The organism is Rhodococcus sp. 14C212, from assembly GCF_011058195.1.
In the GTDB taxonomy this organism is placed as follows: Bacteria; Actinomycetota; Actinomycetes; order Mycobacteriales; family Mycobacteriaceae; genus Rhodococcus; species Rhodococcus aetherivorans.
Map to the genome: position 1 here is coordinate 12,435 of NZ_JAALEH010000073.1, position 16,434 is coordinate 28,868.

At 70.5% G+C, this 16,434-nt stretch carries 18 protein-coding genes and 1 pseudogene; 11 read left to right on the top strand and 8 right to left on the bottom strand.

From position 1 onward, the window contains the following. Positions 1-15: 15 nt before the first annotated feature. A complete protein-coding gene (locus tag G6038_RS23435) occupies positions 16-501 on the bottom strand; it encodes an SRPBCC family protein (RefSeq protein ID WP_206025506.1) in 486 nt (161 codons plus the stop codon). Positions 502-519: 18 nt separating this feature from the next. Next, positions 520-819: pseudogene (locus tag G6038_RS30985) on the bottom strand (metalloregulator ArsR/SmtB family transcription factor); the annotation flags it as partial. 91 nt (positions 820-910) lie between these two features. On the opposite strand from G6038_RS30985, the gene G6038_RS23440 reads away from it, so the two are divergent. The 8 genes from G6038_RS23440 (at position 911) to G6038_RS23475 (ending at position 10,206) form a co-directional block, all read left to right on the top strand. Then, positions 911-1,333 (top strand): metalloregulator ArsR/SmtB family transcription factor, encoded by a 423-nt coding sequence (locus G6038_RS23440; protein WP_072635646.1) that lies wholly within the window; start codon positions 911-913, stop codon positions 1,331-1,333. Beyond that, positions 1,330-2,367 carry a cation diffusion facilitator family transporter gene (locus G6038_RS23445; RefSeq protein ID WP_165040192.1) on the top strand — a complete coding sequence of 346 codons (1,038 nt, stop codon included), beginning with the start codon at positions 1,330-1,332 and terminating at the stop codon, positions 2,365-2,367. Before G6038_RS23440 ends, G6038_RS23445 begins: the two co-directional genes overlap by 4 nt. 323 nt (positions 2,368-2,690) lie before the next feature. Next, positions 2,691-3,269: a carboxymuconolactone decarboxylase family protein gene (locus G6038_RS23450; RefSeq protein ID WP_165040194.1), complete on the top strand. Its 579-nt coding sequence runs from the start codon at positions 2,691-2,693 to the stop codon at positions 3,267-3,269. Further along, positions 3,266-4,129, top strand: a complete 864-nt coding sequence (locus tag G6038_RS23455) for an RNA polymerase sigma-70 factor (RefSeq protein WP_165040196.1) — start codon at positions 3,266-3,268, stop codon at positions 4,127-4,129. Before G6038_RS23450 ends, G6038_RS23455 begins: the two co-directional genes overlap by 4 nt. 153 nt (positions 4,130-4,282) lie before the next feature. Next, positions 4,283-5,683, top strand: coding sequence for a proline--tRNA ligase (gene proS, locus G6038_RS23460; protein ID WP_346772896.1), 1,401 nt, complete (start codon positions 4,283-4,285; stop codon positions 5,681-5,683). Positions 5,684-5,781: 98 nt separating this feature from the next. After that, positions 5,782-9,042 (top strand): error-prone DNA polymerase, encoded by a 3,261-nt coding sequence (locus G6038_RS23465; protein WP_165040200.1) that lies wholly within the window; start codon positions 5,782-5,784, stop codon positions 9,040-9,042. 11 nt (positions 9,043-9,053) lie between these two features. After that, a complete protein-coding gene (locus tag G6038_RS23470; RefSeq protein ID WP_165040202.1) occupies positions 9,054-9,905 on the top strand; it encodes a DUF4349 domain-containing protein in 852 nt (283 codons plus the stop codon). Beyond that, on the top strand, positions 9,898-10,206 hold the full coding sequence (locus tag G6038_RS23475) for a rhodanese-like domain-containing protein (protein WP_006945846.1): 309 nt from the start codon (positions 9,898-9,900) through the stop codon (positions 10,204-10,206). Before G6038_RS23470 ends, G6038_RS23475 begins: the two co-directional genes overlap by 8 nt. A gap of 22 nt (positions 10,207-10,228) precedes the next feature. Here G6038_RS23475 and G6038_RS23480 read toward each other — a convergent pair whose 3' ends face one another. Together G6038_RS23480 and G6038_RS23485 are read right to left on the bottom strand one after the other, a co-directional pair. Beyond that, positions 10,229-11,275 (bottom strand): DICT sensory domain-containing protein, encoded by a 1,047-nt coding sequence (locus tag G6038_RS23480; protein WP_165040204.1) that lies wholly within the window; start codon positions 11,273-11,275, stop codon positions 10,229-10,231. Positions 11,276-11,285: 10 nt separating this feature from the next. Then, the gene (locus G6038_RS23485) at positions 11,286-11,486 is read right to left on the bottom strand and encodes a hypothetical protein (protein ID WP_165040206.1); all 201 of its coding nucleotides are present in this window, start codon (positions 11,484-11,486) and stop codon (positions 11,286-11,288) included. A gap of 225 nt (positions 11,487-11,711) precedes the next feature. On the opposite strand from G6038_RS23485, the gene G6038_RS23490 reads away from it, so the two are divergent. After that, positions 11,712-12,260 (top strand): sigma factor, encoded by a 549-nt coding sequence (locus G6038_RS23490; protein WP_165040208.1) that lies wholly within the window; start codon positions 11,712-11,714, stop codon positions 12,258-12,260. Positions 12,261-12,264: 4 nt separating this feature from the next. Here the strand turns inward: G6038_RS23490 and idi are convergent, their stop codons facing one another. Together idi and G6038_RS23500 are read right to left on the bottom strand one after the other, a co-directional pair. Then, positions 12,265-12,786, bottom strand: coding sequence for an isopentenyl-diphosphate Delta-isomerase (gene idi / locus G6038_RS23495; protein WP_346772897.1), 522 nt, complete (start codon positions 12,784-12,786; stop codon positions 12,265-12,267). A 125-nt stretch (positions 12,787-12,911) separates the two neighbouring features. After that, positions 12,912-13,376 (bottom strand): tRNA (cytidine(34)-2'-O)-methyltransferase, encoded by a 465-nt coding sequence (locus G6038_RS23500; protein ID WP_165040210.1) that lies wholly within the window; start codon positions 13,374-13,376, stop codon positions 12,912-12,914. A gap of 174 nt (positions 13,377-13,550) precedes the next feature. On the opposite strand from G6038_RS23500, the gene G6038_RS23505 reads away from it, so the two are divergent. Next, positions 13,551-14,405 (top strand): bifunctional methylenetetrahydrofolate dehydrogenase/methenyltetrahydrofolate cyclohydrolase, encoded by an 855-nt coding sequence (locus G6038_RS23505; RefSeq protein ID WP_346772898.1) that lies wholly within the window; start codon positions 13,551-13,553, stop codon positions 14,403-14,405. A 5-nt stretch (positions 14,406-14,410) separates the two neighbouring features. Beyond that, positions 14,411-14,713 (top strand): DUF3017 domain-containing protein, encoded by a 303-nt coding sequence (locus tag G6038_RS23510; protein WP_165040214.1) that lies wholly within the window; start codon positions 14,411-14,413, stop codon positions 14,711-14,713. Between the two features lie 36 nt (positions 14,714-14,749). Here the strand turns inward: G6038_RS23510 and G6038_RS23515 are convergent, their stop codons facing one another. Both G6038_RS23515 and G6038_RS23520 read right to left on the bottom strand, forming a co-directional pair. Beyond that, positions 14,750-15,877 carry a homoserine O-acetyltransferase gene (locus G6038_RS23515; RefSeq protein WP_165040216.1) on the bottom strand — a complete coding sequence of 376 codons (1,128 nt, stop codon included), beginning with the start codon at positions 15,875-15,877 and terminating at the stop codon, positions 14,750-14,752. Continuing rightward, positions 15,874-16,434: PLP-dependent transferase (locus tag G6038_RS23520; RefSeq protein ID WP_206025505.1), on the bottom strand; the 561-nt coding region annotated here is incomplete at its 5' end. The genes G6038_RS23520 and G6038_RS23515, both read right to left, overlap by 4 nt.

Here is a 16,434-nt window from a genome sequence, read left to right on the forward strand (position 1 = left end):
TCGCCATCGGCGCCCTCAGCGCCGGCCCCTCTCGACGGCGTCGTAATAGCGCTGCAGGTAGAGCGGCCACCCGGCGTCGTGTCCGACACCGTCGCGGACGGCTTCCCAGCCCTCGCCGTGGCGCTCCAGGTTGCGATGCTCGAGTTCGACCCGGGTGCGATCGGCGGATTCGGCGATGAACCGGACCTCCACCTCGCTGGTCCTGGCCGGGTCGGTCTCGATCTGCCAGCGCCCGTTGATGTCCCAGCTGAACACCACCCGGTTCGGCGGCTCGTAGACCAGCACCCGCGCCCACCGGCATTCACTGCCGTCCACGGCGCGGTCGTAGATGGTGCCGCCCACCCGGGGCTCGAACACGGTCTCGGCGATCGGGACCGTCATGAGGTTGTGTTCACGCGGCTTGATGGCATCGAATCGCTCGACGAACAGCGAGAACGCGCGCTCCAGTCCTGCGTTCACGACGATCTGCTGCCGCACCGCTCCGGCGTGTGTCTGTGTCATGACCTCTCCTGCAGGTTGTTCGACCGCTTCCTTGTAGGCGGTCAGGGCCTGTTCCCAGAACCGGTCGAGCTGAGAGCGCAGCGCGCTGATGCCGGCCGGGTCGAGGTGGTAGATGCGGCGCGTGCCGACGGCCCGGTCGCGGACCAGCCCGGCGTCCTTGAGCACCTTCAGGTGCTGCGAGACCGCCGGTCGGCTGATCGGCAGCTCGCGGGCGAGCTCACCGACCGCGCACGGGCCCTGGGCCAGGCGCTCGAGGATCGTGCGCCTCGTTCGATCGGCGAGCGCGCCCCATTCGTCTCCAGCTTGGTAAGTGTCTACGAACGGTAAGTTTTCGCTTACGCAGTGTGATTGTCAAGAGGTGTCCTGCGCTTCCGTGGAGTTCATTACTCGCATTGGATACTATCTGCGTATGAATGCAGATAACGATTCATGTCGGCGGCGGTTGCCGAACGATCAGGTCGACCTCGTGGTGGAGGTCTTCCGTATGCTGGCCGATTCCACTCGAGTCCAGGTGTTGTGGGCGTTGGTGGATCGAGAGTTGTCTGTCAACGACCTTGCCGAGCATGTGGGGAAGCCCGCCCCGTCGGTGTCGCAGCATCTGGCGAAGCTGCGGATGGCGCGGCTGGTGCGCACTCGGAAGGAAGGCACCCAGGTGATTTACCGGTTGGAGAACGATCACGTCCGCCAACTGGTGACCGACGCGGTGTTCAATGCCGAGCATGCCGGGCCCGGCGTTCCCGGTCATCACCGCACCGGCGACGATCTGCGGATTCTGCATCCCGAGCGAGGTGTCGATCCCGCACCGGCACGCACGGAAGGTGGTCGAGCATGAGCCACGCGCCGAAACCGCCAACCCACACCCACGGTCATGGGCATGGGCATGGGCGCGGTGGCAGGTGGGGTGCCGCGGTGCGGGAGGTGTTCGCTCCGCACAGCCACGACGCGGCGGACAGTGTCGACGACGCGCTCGAGTCCAGCGAAATCGGTATCCGGGCAGTCAAGATCAGCCTGGTCGCGCTGGGTATCACCGCGGTCGCGCAGTTGGCTGTCGTCGCCGTCTCCGGGTCGGTCGCGCTGTTCGCGGACACGGTGCACAACTTCTCCGACGCGTTGACGGCGATTCCGCTGTGGATCGCGTTCGCGCTCGGCCGCCGGGCCGCCACCCGTCGCTACACCTACGGGTTCGGGCGGGCCGAGGATCTGGCCGGGCTGTTCGTGGTCGCGATGATCACCCTGTCCGCGGTGGTCGCCGGGGTCGAGGCGGTGCGTCGGCTGATCAACCCCGTCCCGATCCAGCAACTCGGATGGGTCGCCCTGGCCGGGCTCGTCGGATTCGTCGGCAACGAACTCGTCGCGCTCTACCGCATTCGCGTCGGCCGCCGGATCGGCTCCGCCGCTCTGGTCGCCGACGGGCTGCATGCTCGCACCGACGGTTTCACCTCCCTGGCCGTGTTGCTCGGCGCCGGTGGCGTGGCCCTCGGGTTCCCGCTGGTCGACCCGATCGTCGGACTGGTCATCACCGTCGCGATCCTCGTGGTCCTGCGCACCGCGGGGCGGGATGTGTTCCGGCGGTTGATGGACGGGGTCGATCCCGAACTCGTCGATGCCGCCGAAAGATCGTTGTCCGAAGAGCCCGGCGTGCGCAGTGTGCGCAGTGTGCGGATGCGGTGGATCGGGCACCGGTTGCATGCCGACGTCGAACTCGACACCGATGCCGACACGAGCCTGGCCGCCGCGCATCGGTTGGCGCACGAGGCCGAACACACCCTCACCCATGCGGTGCCGAAACTGTCCACCGCGCTCGTCCACGCCTATCCGGCGCACAACCCCGTCGCCGCCGGCAAGTCCTCACCGCATCGGCGGTGACGGACCACCCAGGAAACAACCAGACGGGACTCGGTCGGAGACTGCTGGGGCGATGAGGTGCTCGACATCGGCGGCATCGGCTGTCTTCCCGCCGAGCGTCGACAGGGTTTGCATCCGACCCGCGCACCGTCGCCCTCGGCGGACTCGAATCGATGGTGTCCCCTCCGCGGTGGTTCGATCGGCTCGCCGCCGCTCGCGCGCCGGCCGCGTGCACATTCGTCCCCTCGGTTCGGCCGCCCGCGGCAACGATTTCCGGCTCGGATGTCACATTCGATTCGTGGCCGGTGTCTCCATGCCGAGAGCAAGTAACCGAAGGAGGAATCATGACCAGCAGCACCAGGATCCCGAAGGCGGAGCTGACCGGCATCTACGGCGCGCTCGTCAAGCGGATGTCCCGAAGGATGCTCGGCGACGTGCCCGAGGGGGTGGGGGTGATGTGGCACAACCGGAAGGTGCTGAACTTCGGCTTCGGGGTCGGTCGCAGGATTCAGAAGTGGGACCGGTGTGACGAGAACCTGAAGTCGTTCGCCCACATGGCGGTGGCCAGCCTGGTCGGATGCAGCTTCTGCCTGGACCTCGGCTACTTCCATGCCCACAACAAGGGGCTGGACGTGACGAAGGCGCGTGAGGTGCCACGGTGGCGCGAGTCGGATGTCTTCACGCCGCTGGAGCGCGACGTCATGGAGTACGCCGAGGCGATGACGCAGACCCCGCCGACGGTCACCGACGAATTGTCGGCCCGGCTGCTGGAGGCGCTCGGCCCGGCCGCGATGGTGGAGCTGACCGCGTACATCGCGCTGACGAATTTCATGACCCGCTCCAACACCGCATTCGGCATCGAGTCGCAGGGGTTTTCCGCGTCCTGCAACCTCGAGCCGCTCGCCGTAGCGTCGAAGGCATGACCGACGACCCGTTCGTCGCCCACCGCAACCTGCTCTTCACCGTCGCCTACGAGATGCTCGGCTCTGCTGCCGACGCCGAGGACGTCGTCCAGGAGACGTGGCTGCGGTGGGCCGACGTGGACCGGACGGAGGTGCGGGACGCACGGGCCTATCTGGTGCGGATCGTCACTCGGCTGGCGCTCAACCGGCTGCGGGCATTGGCGCGGCAACGCGAGGAGTACGTCGGGGAATGGCTGCCCGAGCCGCTGCTCACCACTCCCGATGTGGCCGAGGACGCCGAGCTCGCCGAGAGCGTCTCGATCGCGATGCTCACCGTGCTGGAGACCCTCGGTCCGGTCGAGCGGGCAGTGTTCGTACTGCGTGAGGTGTTCGATACGCCGTACGACGAGATCGCCGAGGTGGTGGGCAAGACCCCGGCCGCGGTCCGGCAGATCGCACACCGTGCCCGCCGGCATGTCACGGCGCGGCGGCCGCGGATGCGGGTGGACCCGGCCGAGCAGCTGGCAGTCGTCGAGACGTTCATGACCGCCCTCTCCACGGGCGACATCCAGCGTCTGATGGAGGTCCTCGCCCCGGACGTGGTGGCGATCGCCGACGGCGGCGGGGTGGTACCGGCTGCCCGGAAACCGATCGTCGGAGCGGAGAAACTGGCGGTGTTGCTGGTCCGCTTGGCCAGGACCCCGGCCTTCGTGGCGGCCGGTACCTGGCTCAACGGGATGCCGGGAGCACGCTTCGAGGTCGAAGGCGCAACCGCTGCGGTGAGTCTGGTGGTCGAGGACGGCCGGATCACCCGCCTCTACGCGATCAACAACCCACACAAACTGGGGCGGCTGGGAACCTTGGCGGAACTGCGGCGGTGACCGTCGTCCGCGGACGGTCGGCCGGTGTCTTGCGTGCGAGAAGGCGACAGGGATTCGGCACTGTGACGGTTGGGGCCGAAGCGGTTCCGGCGGTGTGCGCTCCGGTTGGGTCGTTAGTATCGCTGGATGGCTGGATCTTCACAGAAGCCTGGAGTGCTGACGCCGCAGGACGAAGACTTTCCCCGCTGGTATCAAGATGTTCTGAACAAGGCGGAGCTGGCTGACAACGGGCCTGTGCGCGGGACGATGGTGATCCGACCGTATGCGTATGCGTTGTGGGAACACATGCAGGCAGCGGTGGACACCCGGATCAAAGCTGCCGGTGCCGAGAACGTCTATCTGCCGTTGCTCATTCCGCAGTCCTATCTCGAGCGGGAAGCCGAACATGTCGAGGGATTCAGCCCGGAGCTGGCGGTGGTCACTCACGCCGGCGGTAAGGACCTCGCCGAGCCGGCTGTGGTGCGCCCGACGAGCGAGACAGTGTTCGGTGAAATGATGGCCAAATGGGTTCGTTCACACCGTGATTTGCCAATGCGGTTGAATCAGTGGGCCAATGTGGTGCGTTGGGAGATGCGGCCTCGGATCTTTCTGCGTACGAGCGAGTTCCTGTGGCAGGAAGGCCATACGGCTCATGCCACCAGCGACGAGGCAAGCGCCTTCGCCCGCCGGATTCATCTCGACGTCTATCGGGACTTCCTCCAGAACATGCTCGCGATCCCCGTTCTGGTCGGGGTGAAAACCGAGCGGGAGAAGTTCGCCGGCGCAGTGACGACAATGACGTGCGAGGCGATGATGGGTGACGGCAAGGCGCTGCAGATGGCGACCAGCCACGAGCTCGGTCAGAACTTCGCCCGAGCCTTCGACATCGGCTACACCGACTCCGCCGGGCAGCGCCGAACATGCTGGACCACCTCATGGGGATCGAGCACTCGGATGATCGGCGGTCTGATCATGGCGCACGGCGATGACCGAGGGCTTCGCCTCCCCCCGCGGATCGCGCCGTTGCAGGTAGTGGTGGTCGCGGTCAAAGGCGACGACCCCACCGTTACCGCCGCATCGGCTCTCGCCGACGCCCTCGCCGCTGCCGGCGTGCGAGCGCGGCTGGATGCTCGCACCGACCAAGGGTTCGGGCGCCGGACAACCGAATGGGAGCTCAAGGGTGTGCCGGTGCGCATCGAGGTCGGCCCTCGCGACCTCGAACGCGGCGAGTACACCCTGATCAGACGTGACACACGACAGAAGTTCACGGTCGCCGGTGATCATGCGGTCTCCACCATCCGCGAGCTCCTCGACGTGATCCATACCGAGATGTTCGCCGCCGCGCGCGACCGGCTCCGTCGGCGCACGGCCGAGGCCTCCACGTTGGCCGAGGCGGTCGATGCCGGTGCCACCGGATTTGCTCGTATTCCCTGGACGGTCCTCGGCGAACACGGGGAACGCCAGCTCCACGCGCATGCCGTGACCGTCCGGTGCCTGCACACCACTGACGGCGAACTCCCAGGCCCGGACACGCCGGCCGAAGATCTCGTAGCCCTCGTCGGCCGCAGCTACTGACCGGCCGGTGAACAGCCGGAAAGTCTGACGCAGGAGCCCGGCGATCCATCGAACATATGTACGATATGCGCGGGCGGTCGACACGAAGGCGGTGACGGATGGGCTGGGGGAGTGGTCCGCCGACCTGGTCGGAGCTCGAACGCGTGTTGTCGGGCCGGCCTCGGCGCGATGTGGAGTTCCCCGGTGACGGCAGCGACAGCCCCGCCTGGTCGCGCACCCGGAGAGAGTACGAACCCCGCGTCCGGCCGCCCGAGGGGCCTACCGTGCCCTACGCCGAACTGCACGCCCACTCGGCGTTCAGCTTCCTCGACGGCGCCTCCGGCCCCGAGGAGCTCGTGGAGGAGGCGGTGCGTCTCGGCCTCGAAGCCGTTGCGCTCACCGATCACGACGGCCTCTACGGCGTCGTGCGCTTCGCCGAGGCCGCCCGCGAGCTGGGGATGCGGACCGTGTTCGGTGCCGAACTCTCCCTCGATGCCGGATCGGCGGACGAGACGCACCTGCTGGTTCTCGCGCGGGGGCAGGAGGGGTATCGGCGGTTGTCCCGCGAGATTGCCGCCGCGCACCTGGCGGGCGGGGAGAAGGGCAGGCCCCGCTACGACTACGACGCGCTCACCGGCGCCGCCGGCGGGCACTGGCAGATTCTCACCGGCTGCCGCCGCGGACACGTCCGCCGGGCCCTCGCGGTCGGGGGGCCCGCGGCGGCCGGGACGGCACTGCGCGATCTCGTCGAGCGCTTCGGCGCCGATCGTGTCACGGTCGAGCTCACCCACCACGGCCTCCCCGAGGACGGCGAGCGCAACGCGCTGCTCGCGGAACTTGCCGAAAATCAAGGTCTTTCGTGTATCGCCAGCACGGCGGCCCACTACGCCACGCCGCACCGCCGGCGTCTGGCGACGGCACTGGCCGCCATCCGCGACCGGCAGAGTCTCGACGAGGCCGCGGGGCGGCTCCTCCCGACCGGTGGCGCCCACCTTCGTTCCGGCGCCGAGATGGCACGACTGTTCGCCGCCCACCCCGGCGCCGTCCGTCGTGCCGCCGAACTCGCCCGCGACTGCGCGTTCGACCTGCGGCTCATCGCCCCGAATCTGCCCCCGTTCGACGTGCCCGAGGGGCACACCGAACTCGGCCGGCTGCGCGAACTCGCCCTGAGCGGGGCGCGGCACCGCTACGGCGCCCCCGAGGACAACCCGGCGGCCTACCGGCAGATCGAGCACGAACTCGACGTCATCGGCCGGCTGAACTTCCCCGGCTACTTCCTCGTGGTGCACGAGATCGTCACCTTCTGCAAGGACAACGACATCCTCTGCCAGGGGCGAGGTTCGGCCGCCAACTCCGCCGTCTGCTACGCCATCGGCATCACCAACGTCGATCCGGTCCGCAACGAGCTGCTCTTCGAACGATTTCTCTCCCCGGAGCGCGACGGCCCCCCCGACATCGACATCGACATCGAATCCGACCGCCGCGAGGAGGCCATCCAGCACGTCTACGCCAGGTACGGGCGCACGCACGCCGCCCAGGTCGCCAACGTCGTCACCTACCGCGGCAAGTCCGCCGTCCGCGACATGGCACGAGCCCTCGGCTATGCGCAGGGCCAGCAGGACGCCTGGAGCCGGCAGGTCACCCGATGGCACGGCGTGGAACAGGAGATCGACACCGACATCCCCCCGCCCGTCCTCGAACTCGCCGCCCAGGTCGAGGGCCTGCCGCGCCATCTCGGCATCCACTCCGGCGGGATGGTGATCTGCGACCGTCCCGTCGCCGACGTGTGCCCCGTCGAATGGGCCCGCATGGCGGGCCGCACCGTGCTGCAGTGGGACAAGGACGACTGCGCGGCCGCGGGACTGGTCAAGTTCGACCTGCTCGGACTGGGCATGCTCTCCGCGCTGCACTACATGATCGACCTCGTCGCCGAGCACGAGGGGATCACGGTGGATCTCGCTCGTCTCGACCTCGCCGAGGAGGGGGTGTACGAGATGCTGCGCCGCGCCGACGCCGTCGGGGTGTTCCAGGTCGAGTCCCGCGCGCAGATGGCCACCCTTCCGCGCCTGAAGCCGCGCGTCTTCTACGACCTGGTGGTCGAGGTGGCGCTCATCCGGCCCGGTCCCATCCAGGGCGGGTCCGTGCACCCGTACATCCGGCGCCGCAACGGGCTCGAGCCCGTCACCTACGACCACCCCTGCCTCGAGAAGGCCCTGAAACGCACCCTCGGGGTCCCGCTGTTCCAGGAACAGCTGATGCAGATGGCTGTCGACGCCGCCGGGTTCACGGCCGCCGAGGCCGACCGGTTACGGCGCGCAATGGGGGCCAAGCGTTCCACCGCGAAGATGGAACGGCTGCGCGGCCGGCTCTACGACGGCATGCGCGAGCGGCACGGCATCACCGGCGACGTTGCCGACCGCATCTACGAGAAGCTCTATGCCTTCGCGAATTTCGGTTTCCCCGAAAGTCATTCGCAGAGCTTCGCGGCCCTGGTGTTCTATTCCGCATGGTTCAAGCTGCATCATCCGGCGGCGTTCTGTGCAGGCCTGCTGCGCGCGCAGCCGATGGGGTTCTATTCGCCGCAGTCCCTCGTCGCCGACGCCCGCCGTCACGGTGTCGTAGTCCACGGGCCCGACGTGAACGTGGGCCTCGCCCATGCCACCACCGAGAACCGGGGCCGGGAGGTGCGTCTCGGCCTCGGCGCGGTCCGCCACCTCGGTGATGCGCTCGCCGAACGGATCGTCGCCGAGCGCACGGCACACGGCCCGTACACGTCGTTCCCGGACCTGTCCCGGCGCGTCGAGCTGAGCACCGCCCAGGCCGAGGCCCTCGCCACGGCGGGCGCCCTCGGGTGCTTCGGCATCACCCGCCGGGAGGCGCTGTGGTCGGCGAGCGCCGCAGCGGCGCAGCGGCCCGACCGGTTGCCCGGCGTCGGCGCTTCGACGCAGGCCCCCGCACTGCCCGGCATGAGCGATGTCGAACTGGCCGCCGCGGACGTGTGGGCGACGGGTGTTTCCCCGGACAGCTACCCCACCCAGTTCCTGCGGCCGCAGCTCGACGCGCTCGGCGTCGTGCCGGCGGCGCGGCTGCTGCAGGTCCCCGACGGGGCCCGGGTGCTCGTGGGCGGCGCGGTCACGCACCGGCAGCGCCCCGCGACCGCCGAGGGCGTGACGTTCCTCAATCTCGAGGACGAGACCGGGATGGTGAACGTGGTGTGCTCCGTCGGCCTGTGGGCGCGGTACCGCACGCTCGCACACACCGCACCGGCGCTGCTCGTGCGCGGACGGGTGCAGAACGCGGAGGGAGCGGTGACGGTGGTGGCGGACCGGCTGCAGCGCATGGATCTGCGCATCGTCGGAAAGTCCCGCGACTTCCGTTAGCATCCTGCGACATGCGACGCCCCCTGGTGATCCTGCTCGCCCTGCTCGCGTTGTTCCTGACCGGATGCGCGGGAGGCGGCGAAGGGCCGGGTGACGGGGGTTCCGGCGACGGGGCGCCACCGCAGCCCTCCCTGTCCGACGGCACCCGCGAATCCGCGCCCGCGGACGCGCAGGCCACCGCGCGCAAGGAGATCGTCACCGGGCACCTGGCTCTGCGCGCCGACGATCCGATTGCGGCCGGACGACAGGTGGTGACGCTCGTCGAGGCCGCGGGCGGACGGGTGGATTCGGTCACCGAGCGGCCGGGCGCCGGCAGCATGCTGACCGTCCGGGTGCCGACGGACCGGCTCACCGGAACGATCGAGGACATCCGCGGCCTCGGCGAGGTGACCAGCCTGACCACCACCCGCGAGGACGTCACGCTCCAGTACACCGACCTCGAGGCGCGGATCGCGGCCCTGCAGTCGTCGGTGGACCGGCTGCGCGCGCTGATGGCCTCGGCCGCGAGCACCGCCGACCTCATCGAGGCCGAGAACGCGCTGGCGCAGCGCCAGAGCGAACTCGACGGTCTCGTCGCCCAGCAGCGCTACCTCGCCGACCAGATCGAGCTGTCCACCCTGACCGTGGACATCTCGGCGGAGCGCCGTGCGGACCGGGACAGTTTCTGGGACGGAGTCCTCGCCGGATGGGACGCGCTGCGCTCGGCGCTGGCCGGGTCGGTGGTCGCTCTGGGGGTGGCGTTACCGTGGGTGGGGTTTCTCGCCGTGTGCGCAGCCGTCGTCTATGTGGTCGTCCGGCTCGTCGCACGGCGCGGCAAACCGGAACCAGCCCCGAACCCGGAGAGGAACGACCAGGATGCGTGAGGTCGGCCTGGCCGCACTGGACACCGCGCTCGCCGCCGGTGCCCCCGTCATCGACGTCCGTGAGCGCGACGAGTACCTGCAGGTGCGGGTGCCCGGCGTGACGCTCATCCCGCTCAGCGAGTTCGTCGCCCGCGCCGACGAGATCCCGGACGCCGACACCGTCTACGTGATCTGTGCGGTCGGTGGCCGCAGTTCGCAGGCCGCCAGCTATCTCGCCGGACGCGGCATCAACGCCGTGTCGGTGGCCGGCGGCACCGTGGCGTGGCAGCAGTCCGGCCGCGACATCGAAGCCGGGGTCTGACCGGGCCGTCGCCCGGAGGCGGTCACCCGGTCCCGCGCCGAGCAGCGGGGGAGGGGCGGCGCCGCAGGATCGAGCGCGCGCAGCGCACCACGGTCGGACGGTCGTAGGACACGACGTAGTCGAACTCACGGTCCCCGGCGGGATGCCGATCGTGGGTGCCCACCGCGGAGAGCACCCCCGCGAAGTGGGCCCCGAGGACCACGACGTTCCACTCCTCGGCCAGCGGATCCGCCGGGTCGAGGGGCGTGTGGACGACGCCGGACTCCACACCGGCCCTCATCCCCACTGCGTAGGCGCCGGCGTGGGCGACGCCCCCGGCCATGCCCGACCAGCGGGACCGGGTGGGGGCGCAGAAGTGGTCGACGTGCCGGAACGTGCCGAGCACCAGGGTGTCCGGACCGGCGGTGGCGGCGTGAGCTTCCAGAGCGGCGGTCATCCGGGCCAGCAGATGCTCGGTGCTGCGCACCGGGACGCGGCCGGATGCCACGGTGGCGTAGGGACTCGGCGTCTCCACGTCGGGCGTGCTCCACGTCGGGCTCGGCGGGAAACACTCGGCGGGCTCGGCTCGCAGTGCGGGCGGATACAGCCGGCCGAGGCCGTGGGTGGCCCCGAGTTCGAGTGCCCGCCGCCGGTGCCGGGGTGAGTCGACCCCGTCGGCGACCAGGACGGCGCCCGTACGTTCGACGTGTGCGGCCACGGCATGGAGGGTGGGCGCGACGTCGCTGTCCGCCCGCCGGGTCAGCATTCCGGACGCGAGGATCACGATCTCCGGCTCGAGCAGCGCCAGCAGCGCCGAGGACCGAGGATCGGCCCCCACCTCGTCGACCGCCACGAGATGGCCGGCTCGGCGGGATTCGGCGGCCGTGCGCACGGCGTGGCCGAGATCGGCGCGCGCGCCGGAGTCCGGTCCGAGGTGGACGGGGACGAGTGCGGAGGCGCCGGCGGCCGGAACCGCGCGGTGGGGCGGCCGGCGGCGGAGGGACGGGCAGGGGGCGCGTACCAGGGATGCGGCGAGCAGTCCGTCGTCGAGGCGCCGGATCGGTACTTCGACGGCATCGAGCGTCTCCACCTCGTCGCCGTCAGATCGCGGCGGCGACGACCGCCACCACACCTGCCACGATGGCCGTGAGGGCGACGGCCAGCAGCGCGGAGCCGGCCACCGCCACGGCGGCGAGCGCACCCACGACCGTGAAGACGCCGGCGAGGACCATGCCTGCGTGCGGACCGGCGAGCAGCGCCGAGGGGTCCTTCGGGCGGTGGGGGATCCGTGGTGCCGTCATGTCTCATCTCCGAGTCGTTCGCCCGAGAGCCGGTCGGCGAGCGTGTCGCCGCGTGTACCGGATCGGTCCGAGTACCGAGCATCCCCGTCGGCGGTGTCGGACCCGACGCGGGAAGGTCACGGAAGTGTAACGACGTATAACGAATTGATACGAAGTCCGATCTTCCTGCAACACAAGGGAAAACGAAACCGGTGAGGGGAGGGCGGGATGTCTACAGTTATTCGTGTGACTGTGACGACGGGCTCGCCGCCGCCCCCGAAGCGCGCGCCGGCCGCGGGGACCGAGCGGTCGGGTCCGGCAGCGGATGACCGCCTCCGGCCCCTGCTGGCCCGGGTCGCCGGTAAGGACCGTGCCGCCTTCGCTGCGCTCTACGACCTCACCGTCGCGCAGGTGCACGGCATCGTCCTCCGAGTCGTGCGCGGCGACGCGGACGCCGAGGACGTCACCCGCGAGGTGTTCGAGCAGGTGTGGCACACGGCCGACCGCTATGCCCCGCAGGTCGGATCCCCCATGGCGTGGCTGTCGGCGCTCGCCCACCGCTGGGCGGCCGACCGGATCCGCTCACGGGCCGGCGGGCCGCATGCCGGGGGCCCGGCCGAGGCCGAGCCCCTCGGGTGCGGGCACGGTGAGCCGCTGCATCTCGCCTACTACGAGGGAATGACCTGCGAGCAGATCGCCGAACGCCTCGGTCTGCCCGTCGCGACGGTGCGGGCCCGCATCCGGGCCGGAGTGGCCCGGATCCGGGCCACCGACACGGGTGCGCCCGCCGGCTGACGGCCTATCGGGTCAGCGACGGCAGCACCGCGCCGAGGACGTGCGGCATCCAGGGCGCGAACACGTGCGGGGTCTGTTCCACCTCGCGTACGACCTCGGCGAGGGACTGGAACCGCACCTCGGCCACTTCGCTCGGAACGGGACGAGGCGTCGCGGTGACGCGTCCGACGACCACATGGTCGAACTCGTGCTCCATCAGCAACGAGTCCGGATCGTGGGCGGAGTAGACGACCGAGGCCACCTCCTGCAGGTCCGACGGGCGCACGCCCAGTTCGTCCCAGCTGCGCCGGGCCGCGGCGTCGAGCACGCTCTCGCCCGGCAGCGGGTGCCCGCAGCAGCTGTTGGCCCACAGTCCGGCGAAGTGGTACTTGTCCAGGCTTCTGCGCTGCAGCAGCACGTTGTCGTCGGCATCGAGCAGGAATGCCGAGAATGCGCGATGCAGCGGGGCCGGGGGGCGGTGCGCCGCCACCTTCTCGGCCGTCCCGACTTCCCGACCGTCGCGGTCGACCAGCACGACTAGAGTCACGACGTCTCACCTCCCCGTTCCACGTTCCCACAGTTGCGGCGTTTCCCCACGACGAGGCTCCGCACGCGGCGTCGGGGGGCATTCGGAGCGGGCACCGGAGTGGATGGGTTCGCTGTCGGCTCGGCTCAGACCGCGCCCGGGAAGCCGTGCTGACGCCACGCCTCGTACGTGACCACCGCCGCCGCGTTCGACAGGTTCAGCGAGCGCCGGCCCGGCAGCATCGGAATCCGCACCGTGGCGGTGACGTGCGGGTCGGCGAGCACCTCGTCGGACAGTCCGGTCGGTTCCGGCCCGAAGAGGAACACGTCGCCGGCCCGGTACTCGAGCGCGGCGTACGACACGCTCGCGTGCGCGGTGAACGCGAACACCCGCTCCGGCTGCAGCGCAGCCCAGGCGGCCTCGAGGTCCTTGTGCACGGACACCGACGCCAGATCGTGATAATCCAGGCCCGCGCGCCGCAGCTTGGGTTCGGAGAGGTCGAATCCGAGCGGCTCCACCAGATGCAGTTCGCAGCCGGTCCCGGCGACCATGCGGATCGCATTGCCTGTGTTGGGCGGAATACACGGCTCGTGGAACATCACTCGGAACACCGATCCAGCTTGCCAGTCGGTGTCCTCGGGCCGTTCGCCGGCAGCCGCTTCCGGGTCGGACCGTCGCGCGCGGCCGTCTCATCGAGTCGCGGGGGCAGCCTGCCGGCCCGGGGCGGGACCGGCTGTGGTGAGGCTGTCTCCGCCCCGGCTGGACGACCTGAGACAATGGCGGTCGTGACTGCGACGATCCTGGACGGCAAAGCGACCCGCGACGAGATTTTCGAGGACCTGAAGGCCCGCGTGGCCGCGCTGAAGGCGAAGGGCATCACCCCCGGCCTCGGCACCGTTCTCGTCGGCGACGACCCGGGGTCCGCGGCATATGTGCGCGGCAAGCACAACGACTGCACCAAGGTCGGCATCAACTCCATCCGCCGCGACCTGCCCGCCGACACGACGCAGGAGCAGCTCGAGGCGGTCATCGACGAGCTGAACGCCGACCCCGCCTGCACCGGGTACATCGTGCAGCTGCCGCTCCCGAAGCACCTCGACGAGAACGCCGCGCTCGAGCGGATCGACCCCGAGAAGGACGCCGACGGGCTGCACCCGATCAACCTCGGGCGCCTCGTTCTCGGCAAGGAGGCGGCGCTGCCGTGCACCCCGCGCGGCATCGTGCACCTGCTGCGCCGCTACGAGGTCCCGATCGCGGGCGCCCACGTGGCCGTCGTGGGCCGCGGCGTCACCGTCGGCCGGCCGATCGGGCTGCTGCTCACCCGGCGCAGCGAGAACGCCACCGTCACCCTCTGCCACACCGGCACGAAGGATCTCGCCGCGGAGGTGCGGCGCGCGGACATCGTCGTCGCCGCTGCCGGTGTGCCGGGACTGATCACCGCCGACATGGTCAAGCCGGGCGCGGCGGTCCTGGACGTGGGGGTGAGCCGGACGCCGGAGGGCCTGCGCGGCGACGTCGCCGACGACGTCCGTGAGGTCGCCGGGTTCCTCTCGCCCAATCCCGGAGGTGTCGGCCCCCTGACCCGCGCGTTCCTGCTGGCGAACGTGGTCGAGCGAGCCGAACAGCTCGCCGGCCGCTGAAACCGGTGGTGCAAGTGGCCGGCGCGGAGCGCTGGCTGAGTCTGGCCCGGCGGAATCTGCCGCTGCTCGCGGTGGCGGTCGTCATCGCCGCGGCAGTGATCCTCGTCGTGGCGGATCGGTGGCGCCGCGGGGCGTTCGTCTTCGGTGGTGCCACCCTGCTCGCCGGCCTGCTGCGCCTGTGGATGCCGGAGGACCTGGTCGGCGTGCTCGCCGTGCGCAGCCGGACCTTCGACGTGTCCGCGCTCCTCGTCGTGGGTGGGCTCATCATCGCCCTGGCGGTCTCGATCGATCCTCTCGGCACCGGCTGAGCCGCCGGGCCTCGGCGGCCCGGCGGCACGCGGTTCTCAGCCCCGCGCGAGGGTGACGAGCTCGGTCAGGAGCTTGGCGACGGCGTCGGCCTCGGTGAGGAAGCCGTCGTGACCGTCCCGGGACTCGAGGACGCGCAGCCCGTCGCAGCCGGGCAGCCCGTCGGCGATCTCCTGCTGCAGCCGCAGCGGGTACAGGCGGTCGGAGTCCACGCCGGCGACGATCGTCGGTACCGGGGTGGATCCGAGTGCGGCGGCCACGCCGCCCCGGCCGTGCCCGACGTCGTGCCGGTTCATCGCCTGGGAGAGTGCCACGTAAGTACCGGGATCGAAGCGGGCGACGAGCTTGTCGGCCTGGTGCTCCAGGTAGCTCTGTACCGCGTATCGTCCACCGTTCCAAGGGTTTTCGCTCCCCTGGGGAGAGTTGGCGAAGCGGGTGTCGAGCTCGCCCTCGGTCCGGTACGTCAGGTGCGCGATCCGCCGTGCGATGCCCAGTCCGGCCCGCGGCACCCGGCCGGTTCCGTAGTAGTCCCCGCCCAGCCAGTCCGGGTCGGCGGTGATCGCGGCGATCTGCGTGGTCTGGGTACCGATCTGGTCGGCGGTGGCGCGGGCGCCCACCGCCAGGACCAGGGCCGCCCGCACCCGTTCCGGATATCCGACGATCCACTCGAGCGTCCGCATGCCGCCCATGGACCCTCCGGTCACGGCGGCGAACCTGTCGATGCCGAGCGCGTCGGCGAGGGCCACCTCGGCCGCGACCTGGTCGCGCACCGTGATGCCGGGGAACCGGGAGCCCCACGCCTTGCCGTCCGGGGCGGGCGAACCCGGCCCGGTGGTGCCGCGGCAGCCGCCCAGTACGTTCGTCGCCACGACGCACCACCTGTCGGTGTCGATCGGCGCACCCGGCCCGACCATCCCGGACCACCAGCCCGGCGACGGGTGTTCGGGCCCGGCGGGGCCGGTCACGTGCGAGTCCCCGGTGAGAGCGTGTTCGACGAGGACGACGTTGTCGCGCGTCGGCGACAGCCTGCCCCACCGTTGCACCGCCACCGTCACGTCGGGCAGGGTCGCGCCGCTCTCCAGCGTCAGCGGCCCGATGTCGACCGTGCCCAGACGGCCGTCCTCCGGCGGCAGCTCCACGTGGCGCCGGTCGACGCGCGCCGTCAAGATGCGACCGCCTCGAGGCCGGTGGTGATGTCGGCGAGGATGTCGTCGATGCCTTCGATGCCGACGGCGAGGCGGATCTGGCCGGGGGTGACGCCGGCGGCGAGTTGTTCGGTGGGGGTGAGCTGGGAGTGGGTGGTGGAGGCGGGGTGGATGACCAGCGAGCGGACGTCGCCGATGTTGGCGACGTGGCTGTGCAGGGTCAGCGCGTCGACGAACGTCTTGCCGGCGTCGACGCCGCCGGCAAGTTCGAACACCACGATCGCGCCGGCGCCGCGCGGGGCCAGGGCCCGGGCGCGCTCGTGCCACGGGGAGGACGTCAGGCCGGCGTAGGCGACGGCGGTGACCTCGGGGCGGCGCTCGAGGAACGCGGCGACCTGCTCGGCGTTGGCGACGTGCCGTTCCATGCGCAGGCTCAGGGTTTCCAGGCCCTGGGCGATGAGGAAGGCGTTGAACGGGGAGACCGCGGCGCCGAGGTCGCGCAGCAGTTGCACGCGGGCCTTGAGGGCGTAGGCGGGGGCGCCGAGGTCGGCGTAGACCACGCCGTGGTAGCTGGGGTC